Here is a 17,454-nt window from a genome sequence, read left to right as displayed (position 1 = left end):
TACTTTTCTTACAAAACCTAATGCTGCTTGACGCTTTGCCACCCCACTGGCTCATCAGCTAGGACAATACGGTTTTACGCCGCTGCGCTGCGCTCGCGCAGATCAGTGTTCAAGATACGGTCGTTATCGCTGTAGTCGACCGGACAATCAATCACATGCACCCCTGGGTTGGAGACACAGTGGTCAAGTAGCGGAATCAACGAGTCGGCACTTTCTACGCGATACCCATTAGCGCCATAGGATTCAGCATACTTGACGAAGTCAGGGTTACCGTAGTCCAGGCCAAAATCAATGAAGCCCATGTTGGCCTGTTTCCAGCGGATCATGCCATAGCCGTCGTCACGCAGGATCACCACGGTGATGTGCATCCCTAAACGGACTGCGGTTTCGAGCTCCTGGCTATTCATCATGAATCCGCCGTCGCCGCACACCGAGATCACCGGGCGATCCGGGTACACAAGGTGCGCCGCCATCGCCGATGGCAGGCCGGCGCCCATGGTTGCCAGGGCGTTGTCGAGCAGCACGGTGTTGGGCTTGTGCGCCTTGTAGTTGCGGGCGAACCAGATTTTGTAGATGCCGTTGTCCAGGGCAACTATGCCTTCGGACGGCAGCACGCGACGGATGTCGGCTACCAGGCGCTGCGGATAGACGGGGAAGCGGGCGTCGTCAGCGCCTTCAGAGATCTGCGCTTCGTTGGCTTCACGGATGGCCATCAGGCGGGTGAAGTCCCAGTGCGAGGTGTCAGCCAGGGCTTCATTGATCTGCCACACAGCGTTCGCGATGTCGCCGATCACTTCGACCTGGGGGAAGTACACGGCGTCGACTTCAGCGGCACGGAAGCTGATGTGAATGACTTCGGTGCCACCGCGAACCATGAAGAATGGCGGCTTTTCGATCACATCATGGCCGATGTTGATGATCAGGTCGGCGGCTTCGATTGCACGGTGTACAAAATCACCGGACGACAGCGCAGCATTACCAAGGAAGCAAGGATGACGCTCGTCGACCACACCTTTGCCCATTTGGGTGGTGATGAACGGGATTCGAGTGTCGTCGATTAGTTGCTTGAGGACTTTGGCGGTCATCTTGCGGTTCGCACCGGCGCCGATCACCAGGATAGGGTTGCGGGCACTTTGCAGCTTCTCAACCGCCGCTTCGATTGCCTTGTGCTCGGCTAACGGTCGACGGTGAAGGCTCTGAGGGATCGGTAACGCATCGGTCTGCTCCGCAGCGATGTCTTCCGGCAGCTCCAGATGTACAGCCCCGGGCTTCTCTTCTTCAGCCAGGCGGAAGGCTTCGCGCATGCGGGCTGGAATGTTGTCGGCCGAGGCGAACTGGTGCGTGTACTTGGTGATCGGGGCCATCATGCCGCACACATCGATGATCTGGAAGCGGCCCTGTTTGGACTTCTTGATCGGCTTTTGACCGGTGATCATCATCATCGGCATCCCCCCCTGGTAGGCGTAGGCACTGGCGGTAACCAGGTTGGTCGCGCCTGGCCCCAGGGTCGACAGGCTGACGCCAGTCTTGCCGGTCAGGCGCCCATAGGTAGCTGCCATGAAACCTGCAGACTGCTCGTGACGGGTCAGTACCAACTTGACCCTCGATTTACGCAGGGATTCGAGCAGATCGAGATTTTCCTCGCCGGGGATGCCGAACACGTACTCGACACCTTCACTTTCCAAACATTGCACTACGAGATCAGCTGCCTTGGCCATCTATTTGCCCTGCCACTAACGAGAGTGAGCCACGCGAGCAGATTACGAGATCTCTGCCCGGTGCTGAATGAGTTTTTGGTAAAGATAAAACGTGTGGATTATTTTGTTTTTCGAGGAAGCACCATGGTGGCGTCAATTGCAACCAACGCATTCAAGGCGAGCGCCGACACACCGACGGTAGCGCGTGCCGGGTATGGACTTTCAAAGTAACGCCCCATTATTTCGTTCACGACACCGAAGTGCGAGAGTTCCGTGAGGTAAATAGTGAGTTTTCCTACGTCAGCAAAACTACCGCCTGCGGCTTGTGCTACTGCCTGGAGGTTCTCGAGTACCTGAATGGTTTGGGCTTCAATCCCTTGAGCCAATTCCATCTTTTCAGGGTAAAGCGCGATTTGCCCTGTCAGGAATACCGATTCCCCCATGTGGACGGCTTGCGAATACGGGCCGATAGCTTTCGGCGCCTGGTCACTGTGAACAGCGATTCTGCTCATTAAAATTGATCCTGTCTTAGGGCGCGATCCAACCTGCCTGCCAATGCTCGCCTTGCAAAATGAAGCGTGCCCGTTGATGGATGTCCTGGGTAAGATCGAGCCACTCTATTTGTCGTAGGTGGACAGCCAGTACAGCGAAATTTTTGAAACCCTCCCTGTGCGTTTCATAGGCTACAGAAGGTGAAGAAATCGACTCGCCGGGTATGCGCCCATGGCGAAAGAGCGCTTGAGTTCTTCCCCGTGCCTGCTCCCAGTGCTTGGCAAGCAGCGACACATCAGACACAGGTTCACCTAGGCCCTCAAGCCGAAGCTGACGCTTGCCAGACGGGTCGACGGCGGTAATACCGACTCTAGGTTCGGCCAGTATCTCTGCGAGCTTCGCCGACCGCTTGTCCACATAAAAGATGATCGACTTCGTAGACTCATCCGCATGGCGCAAGACAACGGTGCTTACCTTAGGTTGCCCTTCAGCATTGACCGTGGCCAGTTGCATCAAGCGAAAGGGATTTGGACTACCGCCAACCGGTATAGCTAAATTTGACCATACCTCAGCCAATATCAGATCAAGCATGGCAATCGCCCAAAATGAAAAAGGGCCGCGTACTGCGTGCGGCCCGGAGGCACTCAGACGCTGCGTGTAACGCCGCCATCGACCTTGATGTTCTGGCCAGTAATGTAGGCTGCCCCTTCGCTCGCCAGGAAGGCGACAGTGGCGGCAATCTCCTCACTGGTGCCATAGCGTTTAAGCGGCACACCTTCTCGACGCTGTTCGGTAGCAGGGAGACTGTCGATCCAACCAGGCAGCACGTTATTAATGCGAATGTTGTCAGCGGCGTACTTGTCCGCATAGATTTTGCTGAACGACGCCAAACCGGCACGGAACACTGCCGAGGTAGGGAAGAGTTCGCTTGGTTCGAACGCCCATGCAGTAGAAATGTTGATGATTGCACCGCCTTTCTGGCGCTGCATGTACGGGGTCACCAGCCGCGCCGGGCGAATGACGTTGAGCAGGTAGGTCTCCATACCCTGGTGCCAGTCTTCGTCGCTGATTTCAAGAATGGGTGCCCGCGGACCATGGCCGGCGCTGTTAACCAACACATCGATACGGCCCCATTTCTGAATGACTGCGTCGACTAGGCGCTGCAGGTCTTCATTTGACTGGTTACTGCCGGTTACACCAATACCGCCTAGCTCTTGCGCCAGGGCCTCGCCTTTGCCAGACGAAGAGAGAATACCGACCTTGAAGCCGTCGGCAGCCAATCTACGTGCTGCCGCCGCTCCCATGCCGCTACCACCGGCAGTGACTATTGCTACTTTTTCTACTGACATACATCCCCCTAAGTGAGGCGTTGACGGGTTGTTGGTGAAATGAGACTAGCACCGCTCAGCACGTCTCAGAGAGACAACAACCCTTCTTCCTGCCAGTAGATAATCTATAGCCTCGCCTGTTCAAGTAGCCACGTTCGGACGGTTTCCAGGGCCGCCGGCTGGTGAGCGTTTCGCGGCCAGACCAGATAATAGGCTTTGTCCAAGCTCATTTGATGCGCCATCGCCAGCGCTAACCTTCCTGCCTCTAGGTCTGCTTTGACGAAGTGGTAGCTGGCCAATGCCAGCCCTTGTCCTGCTGCTGCAGCCTCGATCGCAAGTACTGTCTGGTTGAACCGCACATTTTTAGAGGGTTGGCGGATGGGGCTCTGGAAGGCCTGATCTATGAACTCAGGCCAGAAACTGTGAGCGTCATGCAGCAAGGTGTATGCCTGCAGTTTTTCCACGCTCTCTGGCCGACCCAGTTGTTCAAGCAATACCGGGCTAGCCACCGCAACTATACGTTCAGTCAGAAAAAGCTCGGCATTGAGCATATTCTCGAAAGGTGCACGTCCGTAGCGGACAGCGATGTCAGCTCCACCAGGCCGAAATTGCGAAATGCGGTCAGTGGCAAGTACTTGCAGATCGATCTGTGGGTGCGCAACTGAGAACGAGGACAGCCGAGGGATTAGCCACTTCGCCGCAAAAGTAGGCGTGACGCTGACCGTCAGCTCCAGCCCCACTGGTTTGAGGGCTTGCGTGGCCGTAGTGATCAAGGCGAATGCCTCACGAACTGCCAAGCTGTAGCCCTTCCCGGGTTCAGTCAAGCGCAGCCCTCTAGGCAACCGCTCAAACAACTTCAACTCCAGGCTCGTCTCAAGCCCTCGTATCTGCTGTGCCACAGCGGCCTGAGTGACACCTAGCTCGTCGGCAGCCAGCCGAAAATTCAGATGACGGGCAACCACCTCGAATACCCTGAGCGCGTTAAGGGGAGGCAACAAGGTATGTCCGTTCATAGTATTTTTTCTAATGGCAAGCGAGGGATTTAATGCCGCTTTGGGAGGATGATAGGCGCTGCCTACAACGCCCACGGACTACATCTAGTCCTCTTTCGTCCACTCCAACGTGCCAGGGAACCTCGCTACGAAGCGCGTGCCGGCCTCAGGCGTAGAGGTTACTGATAACGTCCCGTTGTGACCCGTTACGATCTGGGATGCGATATACAAACCGAGCCCCAGCCCCTCCCCGCGGCCACCGGCTGCCGACCTTTTGAACGGCTGGAACAGTAGCGGTAACAAAACGTCGGGGATTTCTGGGCCATGGTTCATCACTGACAGCACTATATGATTTTCTTGCATGCTTGCGGTCACCTCTATCGGAAGATCACGCGCCCCATGAGCCACTGCATTGCCCAAGAGGTTTGAAAGCAACTGCCCCATTCTCCCAGCATCACAGAAGACCCCAGGTGAAATGATCACCTCTTGACGGATGTTGACGTTGGGATGAATCGTCATGATTTCATTGATGACGGCACTAAAAACGTCACCCAGGTTGTCCACTAACGTCCGTTTGACCGGAATGCCTCCCCCCAGCTTTCCTCGAGAAAAATCCAGGACATCTTCAATCAAGTTATTCATCCGCTGCGAGCTTTGTCGTATTGCAGTGGCAAGCTGCTGCTCGCGACCGGCAGGAAGCTTAGCCTCCAGTAGATCGGCGCTCATTCTGATAGCGCACAGTGGCGAACGGAGGTCATGCCCCAGTACGGCAATGAACTGCTCCCGGACAACGCCTGTCTCAGCGGCACTGGCCAGTTCAATCGTTTTGGTCTCAAGGTCCGCCAAAACGTCGAGTTGAACAGCTATTAACTGGGCGAACAGCGTTAGCGTTTTGCACACCGCCTCTTCATCAAAATGGGCCGGAACCTCATCGATAGCACAGAGCGTTCCGAAGAAGTCTCCGTTTGTCCTGGTGATAGGAATGGAGACGTAGCTTTCTAAGCCGTATGTCTGAGGGGTGTGGTGGGTTGAGTACACCGGATGCTCACTGGCATTCCTGAATATAACGGGTTTGCGGTGCTGACGAATTTCGTGGCAAATCGTCGTTTCCAGCACCAACTCACCGCCAGGTATGAGCCCAAAATCAATAGAATCATCGACAGCGCAAGCCACCCATTTTGTCTCGGTGACACGCGCAATTGCCGCAAAGCGCATGCCGGTAACATGCTTCACCATATTGAGAATAAGCGGGACGGCCTCGATCTTGGCAATCGTACTGATGTCGTGTGAAAGGTCAGACGGATAAGGCATCAAGATCGCCGATTGGGTGAATGGCAAATTGGAATTAAAGCGTAAGCCCCTGCGTTTGACAATGAGCCGGGAAAAGCGTCGGGGCCAAAAGTGGACGAATCATCAAACCGGCAGGATGCGCGTCCAGTAACGGGTAAGTTGCTGGATTCGGATGGGTAACGAGCGGGCAATCGTGTTCAATGTCAGCTCGATATTACCAAGCGAATACGAGCCCGACACCCGCAAATGGCTGACCTCGGGCGCACAGCCAAGATAGCCGGGGCAATAGCGCTGCAACTCATTGATCAGTAGGTCCAGCCTCCAGCCTTCCACTACCAGCCGCCCCTGGGCCCAGGCCTCTTCGGCTGTTTTCAACGCCTGCGTGCCCAACAGTCGCTGACGATCAAACGTCACCGATTGCCCTTCCTCGATCACGACCTCATCGGTGGCCTGCTCAGGGCGTACCGCAACGGCATGCTGGTAGACGCTAAGACGCGTCAGCCCGTCTAACTGGCGCACGGCGAAACGAGTGCCCAATGCGCGCAGCTCCCCCTGGGCACTGCGCACCAGGAACGGACGGGAGTCCTTGCCGGTGGTTACGTGGATCTCACCGGCCCGAAGGATCAGCAAGCGCGTGCTGGCATTGAACATTACATCCAGCGCGGTATCGGTATCCAACACCAGCAAGGTGCCGTCAGCAAGCGCCTCTTGGCGCTGTTCTCCGGTGCGGGTTTTGAGATCGGCCATCCATTTTGGCGCAACGTCATAGCCTTGCCATGCCAATGAACTCGCGCCGGCGCCGAGCAACAGCCCTTTGAGAAGGGTGCGGCGATTCGGCCCGCTCTCGCGTAACGTGGACTTTTCCATGACCGCCCAGGCCAACTGCTGCGGCATGCTGCCAAGGCGCGCCTGCAATTCGGTCAACTGCTGCCATGCCCACTCATGCTCCGCACTTCGGCAGTGCCAGCGTTGCCACTGTGCGCGCAGCGCCGGGTCGTCAGGGTTCGCGGACAGGTGCGCGAACCACTGCGCAGCGTGGCGAAGCGCTTGGCGCTGGGCGTCCTTGGTCACCAGGGATTGTCCAAGAGGTACAAGAGGCAGCGTTCGGTGGCTCGGGCCATATATTTGGTCACTGAGCTGGCGGACACCTGTAATTGTTCCGCGATTTGAGGGTAGGTCAGCCCTTGCACTTGCGACATCAGGAACGCCGTTTTCGCCTTCACGCCCAGGCCGTCAAGCATGCGATCCAGCTCCAGCAGTGTCTGGAGCAAGGACAGCTGTTCCTCGGCAGAAATCTCGAACGACTCAGGCTGCGCGGCGAGCACTTCGAGGTAGGCACGCTCCACCGACTGACGGCGAAAACTGTCGATCATTACCCGCTTGGCGATAGTTACCAGAAAATGCCGTGGCTCATTGAGCGTGGCCGCCAGGGGTTCACGGCGCTCGGCGAGCAGCACGCGAAGAAAGGTGTCCTGGGCGAAGTCTGCCGCCGCCTGCGAACACCCGGTACGCTTGCGCAGCCAGCTGATAAGCCAGGGTTGATGGTCGTTGTAGAGCGTCGCGATAGGGTTGCCAGACGGCATGTCGAAGCCAAGCAGAGAATAAGAATTAATCTCAATATAGTGAAATGGTGGCCTGAGGGCAATCGACTTTTGGGCCAAAAAACAGGCAAAAAAAAATTTCAAAACGCGTTGTCACTTTACGCTCGGCAGCGCGACTCCTTTTGCAGACACCTCATAAAATGCCAACAATCGCATCAGGAGAAAGCATGCAGCATCCCCTTCCAGGCTTCTGCACCGCCACGTTGAACACCCCAAGCGCGCTATGCCTTGCCCTAATGGGTGCATCGTTGTTGATGGCCACTCCAGCAATTACCCGTGCGGCTGAAAGCCAGGTAACAGCCCGTACCCTGCACCAGCAGGAATTTGTTATCGAAGCCGGGTCTCTTGCCACTGTGCTGAACAGCTTTGCCACCAGAGCAGGCGTTGTCTTGTCGTTCGACAACGGCCTGACCGAAGGCAAGCAGAGCCGAGGCATCAACGGACGCTACAGTATCGATCAGGGCTTTTCTGTGTTGCTGAGCGGGTCTGGATTGCAGGCAGTTGCCGGTGGGGATAACAGCTATGTGGTACTGCCGGCTGCACCGTCGGGCTCATTGCAACTGGGCGTGACCAACGTGACGGGCTCGGGGCTGGGCGCCATCACCGAGGGGTCGAGGTCCTACACGACAGGTAGCACCAACACAGCGACGCGGATGAACCTCTCGCTGCGCGAAACGCCGCAGTCGGTCAGCGTCGTCACGCGTCAGCAAATGGACGATCAAAACATGCAATCCCTGGAAGACGTTGCCAGGGCTGCGACGGGAATCAACACCACCAAGGATTTCGGTACCGAACGCTCACGCTATTTCTCCCGCGGTTTCCAGGTCAACGACCTGCAATACGACGGCGTACCGACCAGCATTTCCGAAAGCTACTCGATGGACGTGACCTCTGTTAACAACATGGCCATCTACGACCGGGTAGAGTTTGTTCGCGGTGCAAACGGCTTGATGCAGGGTGCGGGAAACCCCTCGGCGGCCATCAACCTGGTGCGCAAGCGGCCAACGGATACCTATAAGCTCAAAGCAGAAATCGGCGGCGGCTCCTGGGATAATTACCATAGTCAGATCGACGTAAGCGGGCCGTTGAACGAACAGGGCACGCTGCGTGGCAGGACCGTACTGTTATACAACGTCGGCAATAGTTTCGTAGACCGTGCCGACAAAGAGAACCAGCTGTTCTACGCCATTGGCGAAGCCGACGTGAGTGAAGATACGACCGTGACTCTCGGCACCGTCTTTCAAAAGGATTATCACGGCGGTTATGACTGGGGCGGCTTGCCCACTCAACTCGATGGCAGCTTCTATCCACTGTCGCGCTCGGCGTCCTTTGCGCCAAGCTGGGCCCACCTGAACAAAATCAATCGCACGGTATTCGCTGACATCAAGCATGCGTTCAACGATGACTGGAAACTCACCGTCAATACTAACCTGATGTGGTCGAATGCCGATTTCCTCGGGCTCTACGGCAACAATATTGGTAACGACCAGTTCCGCCTGTCCACCAACGACACAACATACGACGACGAACAAATCAGCCTTGATGCCGCGCTGAACGGCGCTGTCTACCTGCTCGGCCAGCGCCACGAACTGGTGTTTGGCGCTAACGCGCGCAAAGACCGGTTCATCAACGAGTCGCGTTACAACAACAACCCAAGCGTCGTCGATATTCTGGGTTTCGCCCCTTCGCACGTAGTCGCGCCCACCTATAGCTACGAACGCATCCAGTACCGCAACGTACGCAAGGACAAAGGGCTTTATGCCGCCACCCGGTTGAACCCCAGCGACGACCTGCATGTGATAGTGGGCAGCCGTTTCAGCTGGGTTGACTACGCGTCTGCTGACTATGACGACCGTTTCAAGGAAAACGGAAAAGTCATTCCCTATGCAGGCGTCGTGTATGACCTGACTGACAATGCCTCGGTTTACGCCAGCTACACCGAGATTTATCAGGTTCAAAGCAACTACGACATCAACAACACACTGCTCAACCCTATCACCGGCAGCAACTACGAAATCGGCCTAAAGAACGAGTTCTACGACGGGCTGCTCAATACGTCGGTGGCGGTATTTCAGGTTGACCAAAGCCATTTACCTCAGGCGGTCGCTGGCGCAGACCGTATTTGCGGGCCAGGGCATAGCTCAACGTGCTACGAGGAAGGCGGCAAGGTGCGCAACCGAGGTTTTGAAGTAGAGGCTTCTGGCGAGATTCTCCCCGGTTGGAACGCCGTGCTCGGCTACACCTACAGTCACCCTGAATATGTCGGCGGAACCCGCAAAGGTACCGACTACGCCACCGAAACCTCCCCGCGCCGATTAGTCAAACTGGCCACCAACTACCGTTTGCCCGGCGAGTTAGACAACTGGCGCGTGGGCGGCAGCCTCTATCATCAGAGCAAGGTCTACCTGGGCAGCGTGGAGCAAGGTGCATACAGCCTGGTCGATCTGAACGCCAATTACCAGATCAACAAGAACCTGAGCGCACAACTGAACCTGAACAACGTGTTTGACAAGCAATATTACTCTGCCGTCTATAACTCGAACCTGGGCAACTATTACGGTGAGCCGCGTAACTTCGCTGTTACGCTACGGTACGAAAACTGACGTGGCCTGGTCTCGCCGCAGGCATGTGATGTGCGGCGAGATTGCAGACCTGTACTGAACAGCAGTGGATGGCAGGTTTGGGTCGATAGCGGACGGTCGCGAGAGACCGCTTCCGACCCATTGCGGACGTCCGTCAGAGACTGCTTTCGGCTCATACCCGTCGTTCAGAAGGGGCCGCAAAGGCCTGAAACAGACTGTAGGCAATACTAGGGCGGTCTCTGAAGTACTGCGTTTGCATGTTGAGTCATAGGTCATCACGTTTTAGCGGCAGGTTTGAGTCGGAAGCTGACGCCCATACGGTTAAAAGCGTTCATTGCGGCAATGGCCGCTGTCAGGTCGACAAGGTCCTTTTCGGCAAACATTGCCGATGCTGCTGCGTAAGCTTCGTCGGATACATGTGTCTCGCTTACCCGCGTGACTTCTTCTGCCCAGGCCAATGCTGAGCGCTCCTGATCCGAGAACAAATAGTGCGCTTCATGCCATACTGGTACTAACAGCACTTTGTCCACTGAAATACCTGCTTTGATCAGATCGCGTGAGTGCAGATCGATGCAATGGGCGCAGCCGTTGATTTGAGACACCCTGAGAAACACGAGGTGAATCAACGGGGCTGGCAAATTTGTCGCGGTGGTCACGAAATGATGCAGCCCGCCAAGGGCCTTGGCTGCACCAGGCGAAGCTTCAAACCAATTGAGTCGACTCATGATTTCTTTTCCTGTCTTTGAGCAATGAAGAGGGTGACATGCGGATTGCCGCTTGACGGCACACCGCCCAGCTAATGTGCAAACCTATACGCTTGAATTCGATGATGTTCTTAAAGCGGGCTGCAGACTTGATCCACACCATGGCTATCCCTACCAAAGAACGTCTGCACCTCACCGTACCCTGTTTCCCTCCCAGTATTCAGTGACTCCACACCCTTGGCGGTACCTTCAACGGTGAAGTAGTACACGTGATTGAGACCGATGGTGGCGAGGACGGCGGACAGGTAGGGGCGCAGAAAGTCGGGTTGACGGGCATGCTGGCCGCTGATGTAGCCCCCGCAAGCTATTGCGACGTAAACCGGACGATCCGTCAGCGATCCGACTTTGCCTTTGGCGGTGCCCAGAAACGTTTTGCCCACGCGTACCACCTGGTCGATCCACATCTTGAGTGGGGCGGGCACGCTGTAGTTGTGCATCGGCGTGGCAATCAGCAGTACGTCGCATGTCTGCAGTTGGTCGATCAACTCGTCGGAACGGCTCAACGTACCCTCCTGACCGCTTGCTATGACTACGCGCTGATTGGCTAACGCCTGGGCGTAAGGCGCATCGACTGGGGCCAAGGAGTTGAGGTCTAAATCGGTCAACTGGATACCCCTTCTGCCGGCCTGACTGGCCAAGGCAAACAGGATCTGCTGGGACAGTTTCAGACTTTCCGAATCCTCTGCATTGGGGCTGGCGACCAGGCGAAGAATGCGCAAAGGAGCAAGTGGCTGTTGTGACGATGTCATGAGGTTCGCCTCCTTGGGTGTGCGTGCGGGTTATGGCGTATCGAACTGTTTCTGAAAGCGCAGTGCACCCGTCAACAGGCCTTCACGGAAGTAGAAGCGTTGCGCGCGGGCGTTGGCCAAACCCGTGTCGAGCACTAGGCGTGCACAACCGCTGGCGCGGGCCAGTCGCTCCAAGGCTTGCAATAAGCGCGAGCCCCACTGACCTCCCCGCTGAGCCTCGGCGGTTACAAGGTCATCGACATACAGGAATGCGCCGTAGACCAGGTTTTCCTGTAAGCGGTAACCAGCCAGTGCCACAAGAACGCCTAAGTCATAAGCACCAATCAGGCGATAGCCTTCAACGCGCATACGCTCGATGCGGCTGACGAAGTCAGCTTCGCTCGTCAGATGAGGGCGCAATTGCTGCATTACCGGGAATGCGCTGCAGAGGTCATGGGTGCTGTCCAGGGGGCGCAGGGACGTGTCGGCCAGGTCGAGCACGCTGGGTATGAAGTTGTGCAAAGGGGATGTCATGGGAGTTGCCCTCATGAGTAGGTGATGGCGCTATATTGGACTACCATTGACCCACTTGATTGAGCCAAGAAATGGGATATGAACTAGGCCATGATGACCTCCCCCAAGCCGCCTTTTGCTCCCTTGGAAGAGCAGTCTGCCTTGCCTCTGTATCGTCAACTGTACGACCGCGTACTGGCCGCCGTTGCCGCAGGCACGTTGTCCCCCGGTGACCGCTTGCCGTCGGCGCGCGCCATGGCCAAGGAGCTGGGGGTGGCCCGTGGCACCGTCGAATTGGCCTATTCGCTGCTGGCCAGCGAGGGTTACCTCCTGGCGCTCGGGCAGAAAGGCACCGTAATCAATCCTGAACTGCAGAAGCCCTTGTCGGAGGCCACCGCATTACCAGTCAGCAGCCAAGTGATCGAAGACGCACCTGATTCGCTCTGGCGTCCACCGCAGCTGTTGCCGTTCCAGATGGGGGTACCGGCGCTGGATGCATTTCCGCGCAAGATATGGGCGCGTCTCGGTGCTCGATATCTCCGTGGGATGCGTCTTGGAGATCTGGACTATCCGGCACCTCACGGCCTGGCAGCGTTGCGCAGCGCCATTGCTTCGTATCTGCAGGTGTCCCGAGGTATCGATTGCGGTGCCCATCAGGTGTTTATCACCAGCGGTTGGCGCAATAGCCTGTCTTTAGTCGCACATACCCTGTTGCAGCCAGGCGAGTGCGCCTGGGTGGAAGACCCGGGCTATCCCACTACGCGCCAGGTGCTTCGCCAGTTCGGCCTGGACCTGGAAGCGGTGCCGGTTGATGCCGAAGGCATGAACGTAGAACACGCCATCGCGGGTTCTCGGACTGCTCAGGTCGTCATGGTGACACCAGGGCATCAGAGCCCGCTGTCGATGGCACTGTCGCTGCCACGCCGGCAACTGCTACTCGATTGGGCTGCCCGCACCGGTGGCTGGATTGTCGAGGACGATTACGACGGCGAGTACCGCTACGTCAGCCGTCCACTTCCAGCGCTGGCCAGCTTGGATCGCCATGGGCGCGTGCTGTATGCCGGCACCTTCAGCAAGGTGCTGTTTCCCGGTATTCGCCTGGCTTATCTGGTGGTGCCGCAGGCGCAGGTGGCAGCGTTCGAGCGCGTCGGCCGGGCCTTGTTTGCTGCCGGGTCACCGTCAATTACCCAGGCTTTGGTGGGGGAGTTCGTTGCCGAGGGACACTTCGCTCGGCATATCCAACGCATGCGCCGCCTCTACAACGAGCGACGGGCATTGACCATCGAAGCACTGGACCGGAGTTTGCCGAAGGGTCTGCAGGTGGAACGCTCGCCAGGCGGCATGCACTTAGTACTGCGTTTGCCGGAGGACGTAAGCGACACCGCCCTGGCCGAGCAGGTGCTGGCCAGGGGTATGTCGGTACAAGCGTTGTCGCGCTGGGCTGCGTCATCGCAGCGTCAGTCAGGTCTGCTCCTGAGTTTTACCAACTGCGCCACGACGGCTCCAGGCGAGCAGCTTGGCGCGTTGATCAGCAAGTTACTCAGTTGAGGTTGGCCTTGTTCAGGCCGAACAGCTCATCGGACGAGCCGGGGATCGCCTGGAAGGCCACATTGAGGCGATTCCAGCCATTGATGGCGACGATTAGGAACGACAAATCCGACAGCTCCTGCTCGGAAAACTGCTCAAGCGCACTCGCATACAGGCTGTTGGAGATACCATGAGGCGGCAGTTGGGTTAGGGCTTCAGTCCACTCCAGCGCCGCCCGCTCTACTGGCGAAAACAGCCCTGACTCACGCCATACGGCCACGTGGTGAAGACGCAGCTCGCGCTCGCCATGGATCTTGGCCTCTTTCACATGCATATCCACGCAGAACGCACAGCCGTTGAGCTGCGAAGCGCGCAACATGATCAGGTGGGCAAGATCGGCCAGTGGCGGTTTCTTGCTCAGTTGTAGGGTGAGTTCCACCAGTCTGTTGGACGCTTGGGGAGACAGCTTGAAGTAATCAAGGCGATTGTTCATGGGTAGTTGCTCGCAGTGGGTGGAGTTTGTTGGAGCCCACTGTAGCAACGCTTGGAATAGCCCCACAGGGCCAAGATGGTAGCTTCGAACTAGGCCATGTCTGTATCGAATACGCCATGAACACCCATCGAGCGGTATGGTCGAAGGGGCGCTATAGGCCGTTCATTGCCCTCCGCGAATGGCCGCAATGGGTCGGAAGCGGTCGCTCACGACTGACCGCTATCGTCCCATAGCTGCCGTTGGCGGAGGGCAGCTAACGGCCAAAAGCGGACGTAGGCAAAGTCCTTGGGGACTCTCAGGTATCGATGCCCCCCCCGCCTGTTGGCGAGCACCGAGCTCTACGACTAGCTACCAGGTAGCTGAGTCGGTGCGAAGCAGGTCTATTAACTCCCGCAGGCCTGGAGGCATTTGCCGGCGGCCTGGGTAGTAGATGTGGAATGCTGGTTCAATGGGCGCCCAGTCAGGCAGTACGACCTGGAGCTCTCCCCGCGAGATGTAATCTGCGATGCGCTCCTCCGGGCAGTATGTAATGCCTCGGTCCGATAGCGCCATCTGAATGCCAAACTCGGTTTCGTTCACACAAAGCTGGCCAGGCACCTCAATCACTCGGTGGTCGCCTTCCTTCTCGAAGTCCCAGCGATAGATGACGCCTTGGCCAGTCCGAATCTGAATGCAGTTATGGTTCTTCAGATCCTCCGGCACCACGATCCTCGCTGTCCTGTTGAGGTAGCGAGGCGATGCCGCGGCAACCCAGCGCAGCCGGTCACTGATGGGCACAGCAATAAAGTCTTCAGCGATCGTCCCACCATACCTGATACCCGCATCAAATCCGGCGGCCAGGATGTCCACCATCCGGTCATCTACTGCGACCTCGACTGATACATCCGGATAGGCCTCCAGGTACTTCGGCAGCCACCGATTGAAGAGCAGTCGAGCGCCGTCACTAAGGACGTTGATACGCAGGCGACCTGCAGGACGGTCGCGATGCCGATCTACTTCCGCCAGCGCCCCTCCAATCTCCTGAAAACCGACAGCCAGACGCTTCGCCAAGCTTGCGCCAGCGTCTGTCGGAGAAACTGTTCGGCTGGTTCTGTTGAGCAGCCTTACTCCCAGGCGAGTCTCCAGATTTCGAATGGAATGACTGAGCGCGGACGTGGTGATACCCAGTTCAACGGCCGCCTTGGAGAAGCTGCGATGACTCTCCACCGCAAGAAAGGAATTCAGATCGGCTAAGTCAGCTCGTGACAGCTTTGTGGTCGGGAGTACTGGCATCGGGGCGACCTTAGTGTTGAGAAATTCTCAATGATTCATGAATAAAACCTAAACAATGCGACTTATATTACAGTGTAACATTAAATAAATTCAACGATAGTTGATCTTAGTCCGCCATCCCCAGAAGAGCTTTCCCGTGTTTCACGTCTATCTTGGCCTTGCGTACCTATACGTCCTGTGGCGATTCATTCTCCCGCTTCCAATCTCGGAGGGCGGACGTACTGCCCTGGCTACCTTCCTGCTCGTGGTATCGAAGTACCACCTGATTCAGATCTGGGTATTCGGGACCATGTTCTCGCCCGAGATGCCACGGTGGGAAGTGTTGGTAGCCGGCTGGGCTTTCTGCTCGTTCGTTTTGCTGTTCGTCTTCGTGGTGCTGGCAGATCTGGCCAACGGCCTTCTGTCAGTCCTGCGGATACGTGCAGCCAAAAAACTGGTAGGGCCGAGCTGTCGATACCTGCCCGCAGCATTTGCCCTTCTTCTGTCGGCATTTGGCGTGTACCAAGCGGCGCAGGTGCCAGGCGTTCGCACTGTGGAAGTCAGGATCAAGAGTCTGCCACAGGCGATGGATGGCCTACGGGTGGTGCAGTTGACAGATCTGCACATCAGCAAACTCTTCCAGCTGCCTTGGGTAGATGCGGTAGTTTCCCGTACCAATGCACTCAACCCCGACCTGATTCTGATCACCGGCGATCTGATTGATGGGACAACCACTGATCGACAGCTCGATGTAGCTCCCTTGGCAAGACTGAAGGCTCGCCTCGGCATCATCGGCATTCCTGGCAATCACGAGTACTACTTCAACGAGCCACAGTGGCGCGCCGAGTTCGAGCGCCTCGGAATGCAGATCCTGCTGAACGAGCACGTAGTGATTGGAGCAAGCACCGAGTCGCTGGTCATAGCCGGTGTCACTGACGAAGCCGCCGCTCAATTCGGGATGGCTGGGCCGAACCTGAATGCCTCGCTTAGGGGAGTGCCAGAAACTGCTCCCATCATCCTCCTCAAACATCGACCAGCCGGTGCAGATCGCTCCGCCCAAGCAGGCGTAGCACTGCAGCTCTCCGGTCACACCCACGGTGGAATGATCAAAGGACTGGATCAGGTAGGCCGCTACGCCAACGAAGGTTTCATCTCCGGCGCCTACCAGGTGGGTGCGATGACTCTCTACACGAGCAATGGAGCGGGTCTCTGGAATGGATTCCCCATTCGTCTCGGCGTGCCAGCTGAGATCACCGAACTCATTCTTCGCGTGGATTCGTCCACCTAATCCCAATCCAGGAGATTCCAAATGGGTCATCCAGCTATCCGCCAGAACAGAGTTGCGGTCATCACCGGGGCTGCAGTCGGGATCGGCTATTCAATTGCTAGTCGCCTGTCCCAGTTGGGGATGAAAGTTGTCCTATTCGATAAGGACCAGACCGCACTCGACGCTGCAGTACTGTCGCTGTATGGCAAGAATGCAAATGCTCAGGTGGCCACCGTCACTGGGGATGTAACGTCTCCAAGCGCATTGCAGGAACTGTTTACTGTGGCCCGAGAGTTCGGCGAAGTGTCTTTCGTGGTCAACAATGCCGCCATTCTCAAAGGGGCGGGTCCCTGGAACGACCAGGAACAGTGGCGTAAGACGATGGAGGTCAACTTCTGGGCGGTCCTGGCAATCCAGCAGCTGTTCGTCGATTACCTGCTCACTCACGACTACCCTGCCGCAATTGTGAATGTTGGCTCCAAGGAAGGAATTACCACCCCTCCAGGAAACACCGCCTACTCCGTTTCGAAGGTCGCAGTGAAGGTGCTGACCGAGCACCTTGAACATGAGCTGCGCGAGCGTACCGATAGCCGAGTATCGGCCCATTTACTGATTCCCGGCTACACGTTCACACCGATGAATTTTCCGTGTATGGCGGCCGGCTCCGCAAAACCCAACGCGCCATGGACAGCCGATCAGGTCGTTGATCGCTTGTTAGAGGGCCTGGCTCGTAGCGACTTCTACATCTTCTGCGAGGACAACGAAGTCAGTCGCGAGCTGGATCAGCGACGCATGCAGTGGAGCGCAGACGACCTTATCCAAAACCGGCCTGCCTTATCTCGTTGGCATCCCGCGTACCGCGAGCAGTTCAACGCGTACATCGCTGATGAGGCCCCGCCGCAGTAACCCCATCGAAGTGCGCTGAAGCG

At 57.0% G+C, this 17,454-nt stretch carries 17 protein-coding genes; 4 read left to right on the top strand and 13 right to left on the bottom strand.

Going from position 1 to position 17,454, the window contains the following annotated elements; translation table 11 throughout:
- Window positions 1-74: 74 nt before the first annotated feature.
- The 8 genes from D886_RS0123885 to D886_RS0123850 form a co-directional block, all read right to left on the bottom strand.
- The gene (locus D886_RS0123885) at window positions 75-1,718 is read right to left on the bottom strand and encodes an acetolactate synthase large subunit (RefSeq protein ID WP_027596297.1); all 1,644 of its coding nucleotides are present in this window, start codon (window positions 1,716-1,718) and stop codon (window positions 75-77) included.
- 98 nt (window positions 1,719-1,816) lie between these two features.
- Window positions 1,817-2,209 (bottom strand): Rid family detoxifying hydrolase, encoded by a 393-nt coding sequence (locus tag D886_RS0123880; protein WP_027596296.1) that lies wholly within the window; start codon window positions 2,207-2,209, stop codon window positions 1,817-1,819.
- Between the two features lie 16 nt (window positions 2,210-2,225).
- Window positions 2,226-2,780 carry a pyridoxamine 5'-phosphate oxidase family protein gene (locus D886_RS0123875; protein ID WP_027596295.1) on the bottom strand — a complete coding sequence of 185 codons (555 nt, stop codon included), beginning with the start codon at window positions 2,778-2,780 and terminating at the stop codon, window positions 2,226-2,228.
- Window positions 2,781-2,833: 53 nt separating this feature from the next.
- The gene (locus D886_RS0123870) at window positions 2,834-3,538 is read right to left on the bottom strand and encodes an SDR family oxidoreductase (RefSeq protein ID WP_027596294.1); all 705 of its coding nucleotides are present in this window, start codon (window positions 3,536-3,538) and stop codon (window positions 2,834-2,836) included.
- A 104-nt stretch (window positions 3,539-3,642) separates the two neighbouring features.
- Window positions 3,643-4,530: a LysR substrate-binding domain-containing protein gene (locus D886_RS0123865; RefSeq protein ID WP_050580783.1), complete on the bottom strand. Its 888-nt coding sequence runs from the start codon at window positions 4,528-4,530 to the stop codon at window positions 3,643-3,645.
- Between the two features lie 84 nt (window positions 4,531-4,614).
- Entirely contained in the window at window positions 4,615-5,820 is a 1,206-nt protein-coding gene (locus tag D886_RS0123860) for a GAF domain-containing sensor histidine kinase (protein WP_027596292.1), read from the bottom strand.
- A gap of 102 nt (window positions 5,821-5,922) precedes the next feature.
- On the bottom strand, window positions 5,923-6,870 hold the full coding sequence (locus tag D886_RS0123855) for a FecR domain-containing protein (RefSeq protein ID WP_027596291.1): 948 nt from the start codon (window positions 6,868-6,870) through the stop codon (window positions 5,923-5,925).
- Window positions 6,867-7,382, bottom strand: coding sequence for a sigma-70 family RNA polymerase sigma factor (locus tag D886_RS0123850; RefSeq protein WP_027596290.1), 516 nt, complete (start codon window positions 7,380-7,382; stop codon window positions 6,867-6,869). Before D886_RS0123850 ends, D886_RS0123855 begins: the two co-directional genes overlap by 4 nt.
- Window positions 7,383-7,567: 185 nt before the next feature.
- Here D886_RS0123850 and D886_RS0123845 point away from each other — a divergent pair, with 185 nt between their 5' ends.
- Complete coding sequence (locus D886_RS0123845; RefSeq protein ID WP_027596289.1) at window positions 7,568-10,003, top strand: TonB-dependent receptor; 2,436 nt, start codon at window positions 7,568-7,570, stop codon at window positions 10,001-10,003.
- Between the two features lie 254 nt (window positions 10,004-10,257).
- Here the strand turns inward: D886_RS0123845 and D886_RS0123840 are convergent, their stop codons facing one another.
- From D886_RS0123840 to D886_RS0123830, 3 genes are all read right to left on the bottom strand, one after another.
- A complete protein-coding gene (locus tag D886_RS0123840) occupies window positions 10,258-10,707 on the bottom strand; it encodes a carboxymuconolactone decarboxylase family protein (protein WP_023532827.1) in 450 nt (149 codons plus the stop codon).
- Window positions 10,708-10,817: 110 nt separating this feature from the next.
- Complete coding sequence (locus D886_RS27245) at window positions 10,818-11,495, bottom strand: FMN-dependent NADH-azoreductase (protein ID WP_033694334.1); 678 nt, start codon at window positions 11,493-11,495, stop codon at window positions 10,818-10,820.
- Between the two features lie 30 nt (window positions 11,496-11,525).
- Window positions 11,526-12,008 (bottom strand): GNAT family N-acetyltransferase, encoded by a 483-nt coding sequence (locus tag D886_RS0123830; RefSeq protein WP_023532427.1) that lies wholly within the window; start codon window positions 12,006-12,008, stop codon window positions 11,526-11,528.
- Between the two features lie 90 nt (window positions 12,009-12,098).
- Here D886_RS0123830 and D886_RS0123825 point away from each other — a divergent pair, with 90 nt between their 5' ends.
- The gene (locus D886_RS0123825) at window positions 12,099-13,535 is read left to right on the top strand and encodes a PLP-dependent aminotransferase family protein (protein ID WP_027596287.1); all 1,437 of its coding nucleotides are present in this window, start codon (window positions 12,099-12,101) and stop codon (window positions 13,533-13,535) included.
- Here D886_RS0123825 and D886_RS0123820 read toward each other — a convergent pair.
- Complete coding sequence (locus tag D886_RS0123820; protein WP_027596286.1) at window positions 13,528-14,007, bottom strand: carboxymuconolactone decarboxylase family protein; 480 nt, start codon at window positions 14,005-14,007, stop codon at window positions 13,528-13,530. The genes D886_RS0123825 and D886_RS0123820 overlap by 8 nt on opposite strands.
- Before the next feature lie 348 nt (window positions 14,008-14,355).
- Window positions 14,356-15,279 (bottom strand): LysR family transcriptional regulator, encoded by a 924-nt coding sequence (locus tag D886_RS0123815; protein WP_027596285.1) that lies wholly within the window; start codon window positions 15,277-15,279, stop codon window positions 14,356-14,358.
- Window positions 15,280-15,415: 136 nt separating this feature from the next.
- Between D886_RS0123815 and D886_RS0123810 the strand changes: the two genes are divergently transcribed.
- Together D886_RS0123810 and D886_RS0123805 are read left to right on the top strand one after the other, a co-directional pair.
- Window positions 15,416-16,546 carry a metallophosphoesterase gene (locus tag D886_RS0123810; protein WP_027596284.1) on the top strand — a complete coding sequence of 377 codons (1,131 nt, stop codon included), beginning with the start codon at window positions 15,416-15,418 and terminating at the stop codon, window positions 16,544-16,546.
- A gap of 21 nt (window positions 16,547-16,567) precedes the next feature.
- Window positions 16,568-17,431 (top strand): SDR family oxidoreductase, encoded by an 864-nt coding sequence (locus D886_RS0123805; protein WP_027596283.1) that lies wholly within the window; start codon window positions 16,568-16,570, stop codon window positions 17,429-17,431.
- Window positions 17,432-17,454: the final 23 nt, after the last annotated feature.

It is taken from the genome of Pseudomonas sp. LAIL14HWK12:I7 (assembly GCF_000483465.1).
GTDB classification, from domain to species: domain Bacteria; phylum Pseudomonadota; class Gammaproteobacteria; order Pseudomonadales; family Pseudomonadaceae; genus Aquipseudomonas; species Aquipseudomonas kermanshahensis.
Note: the sequence above shows the minus strand (reverse complement) of the source record. Positions and strands in the feature narration are given on the sequence as shown.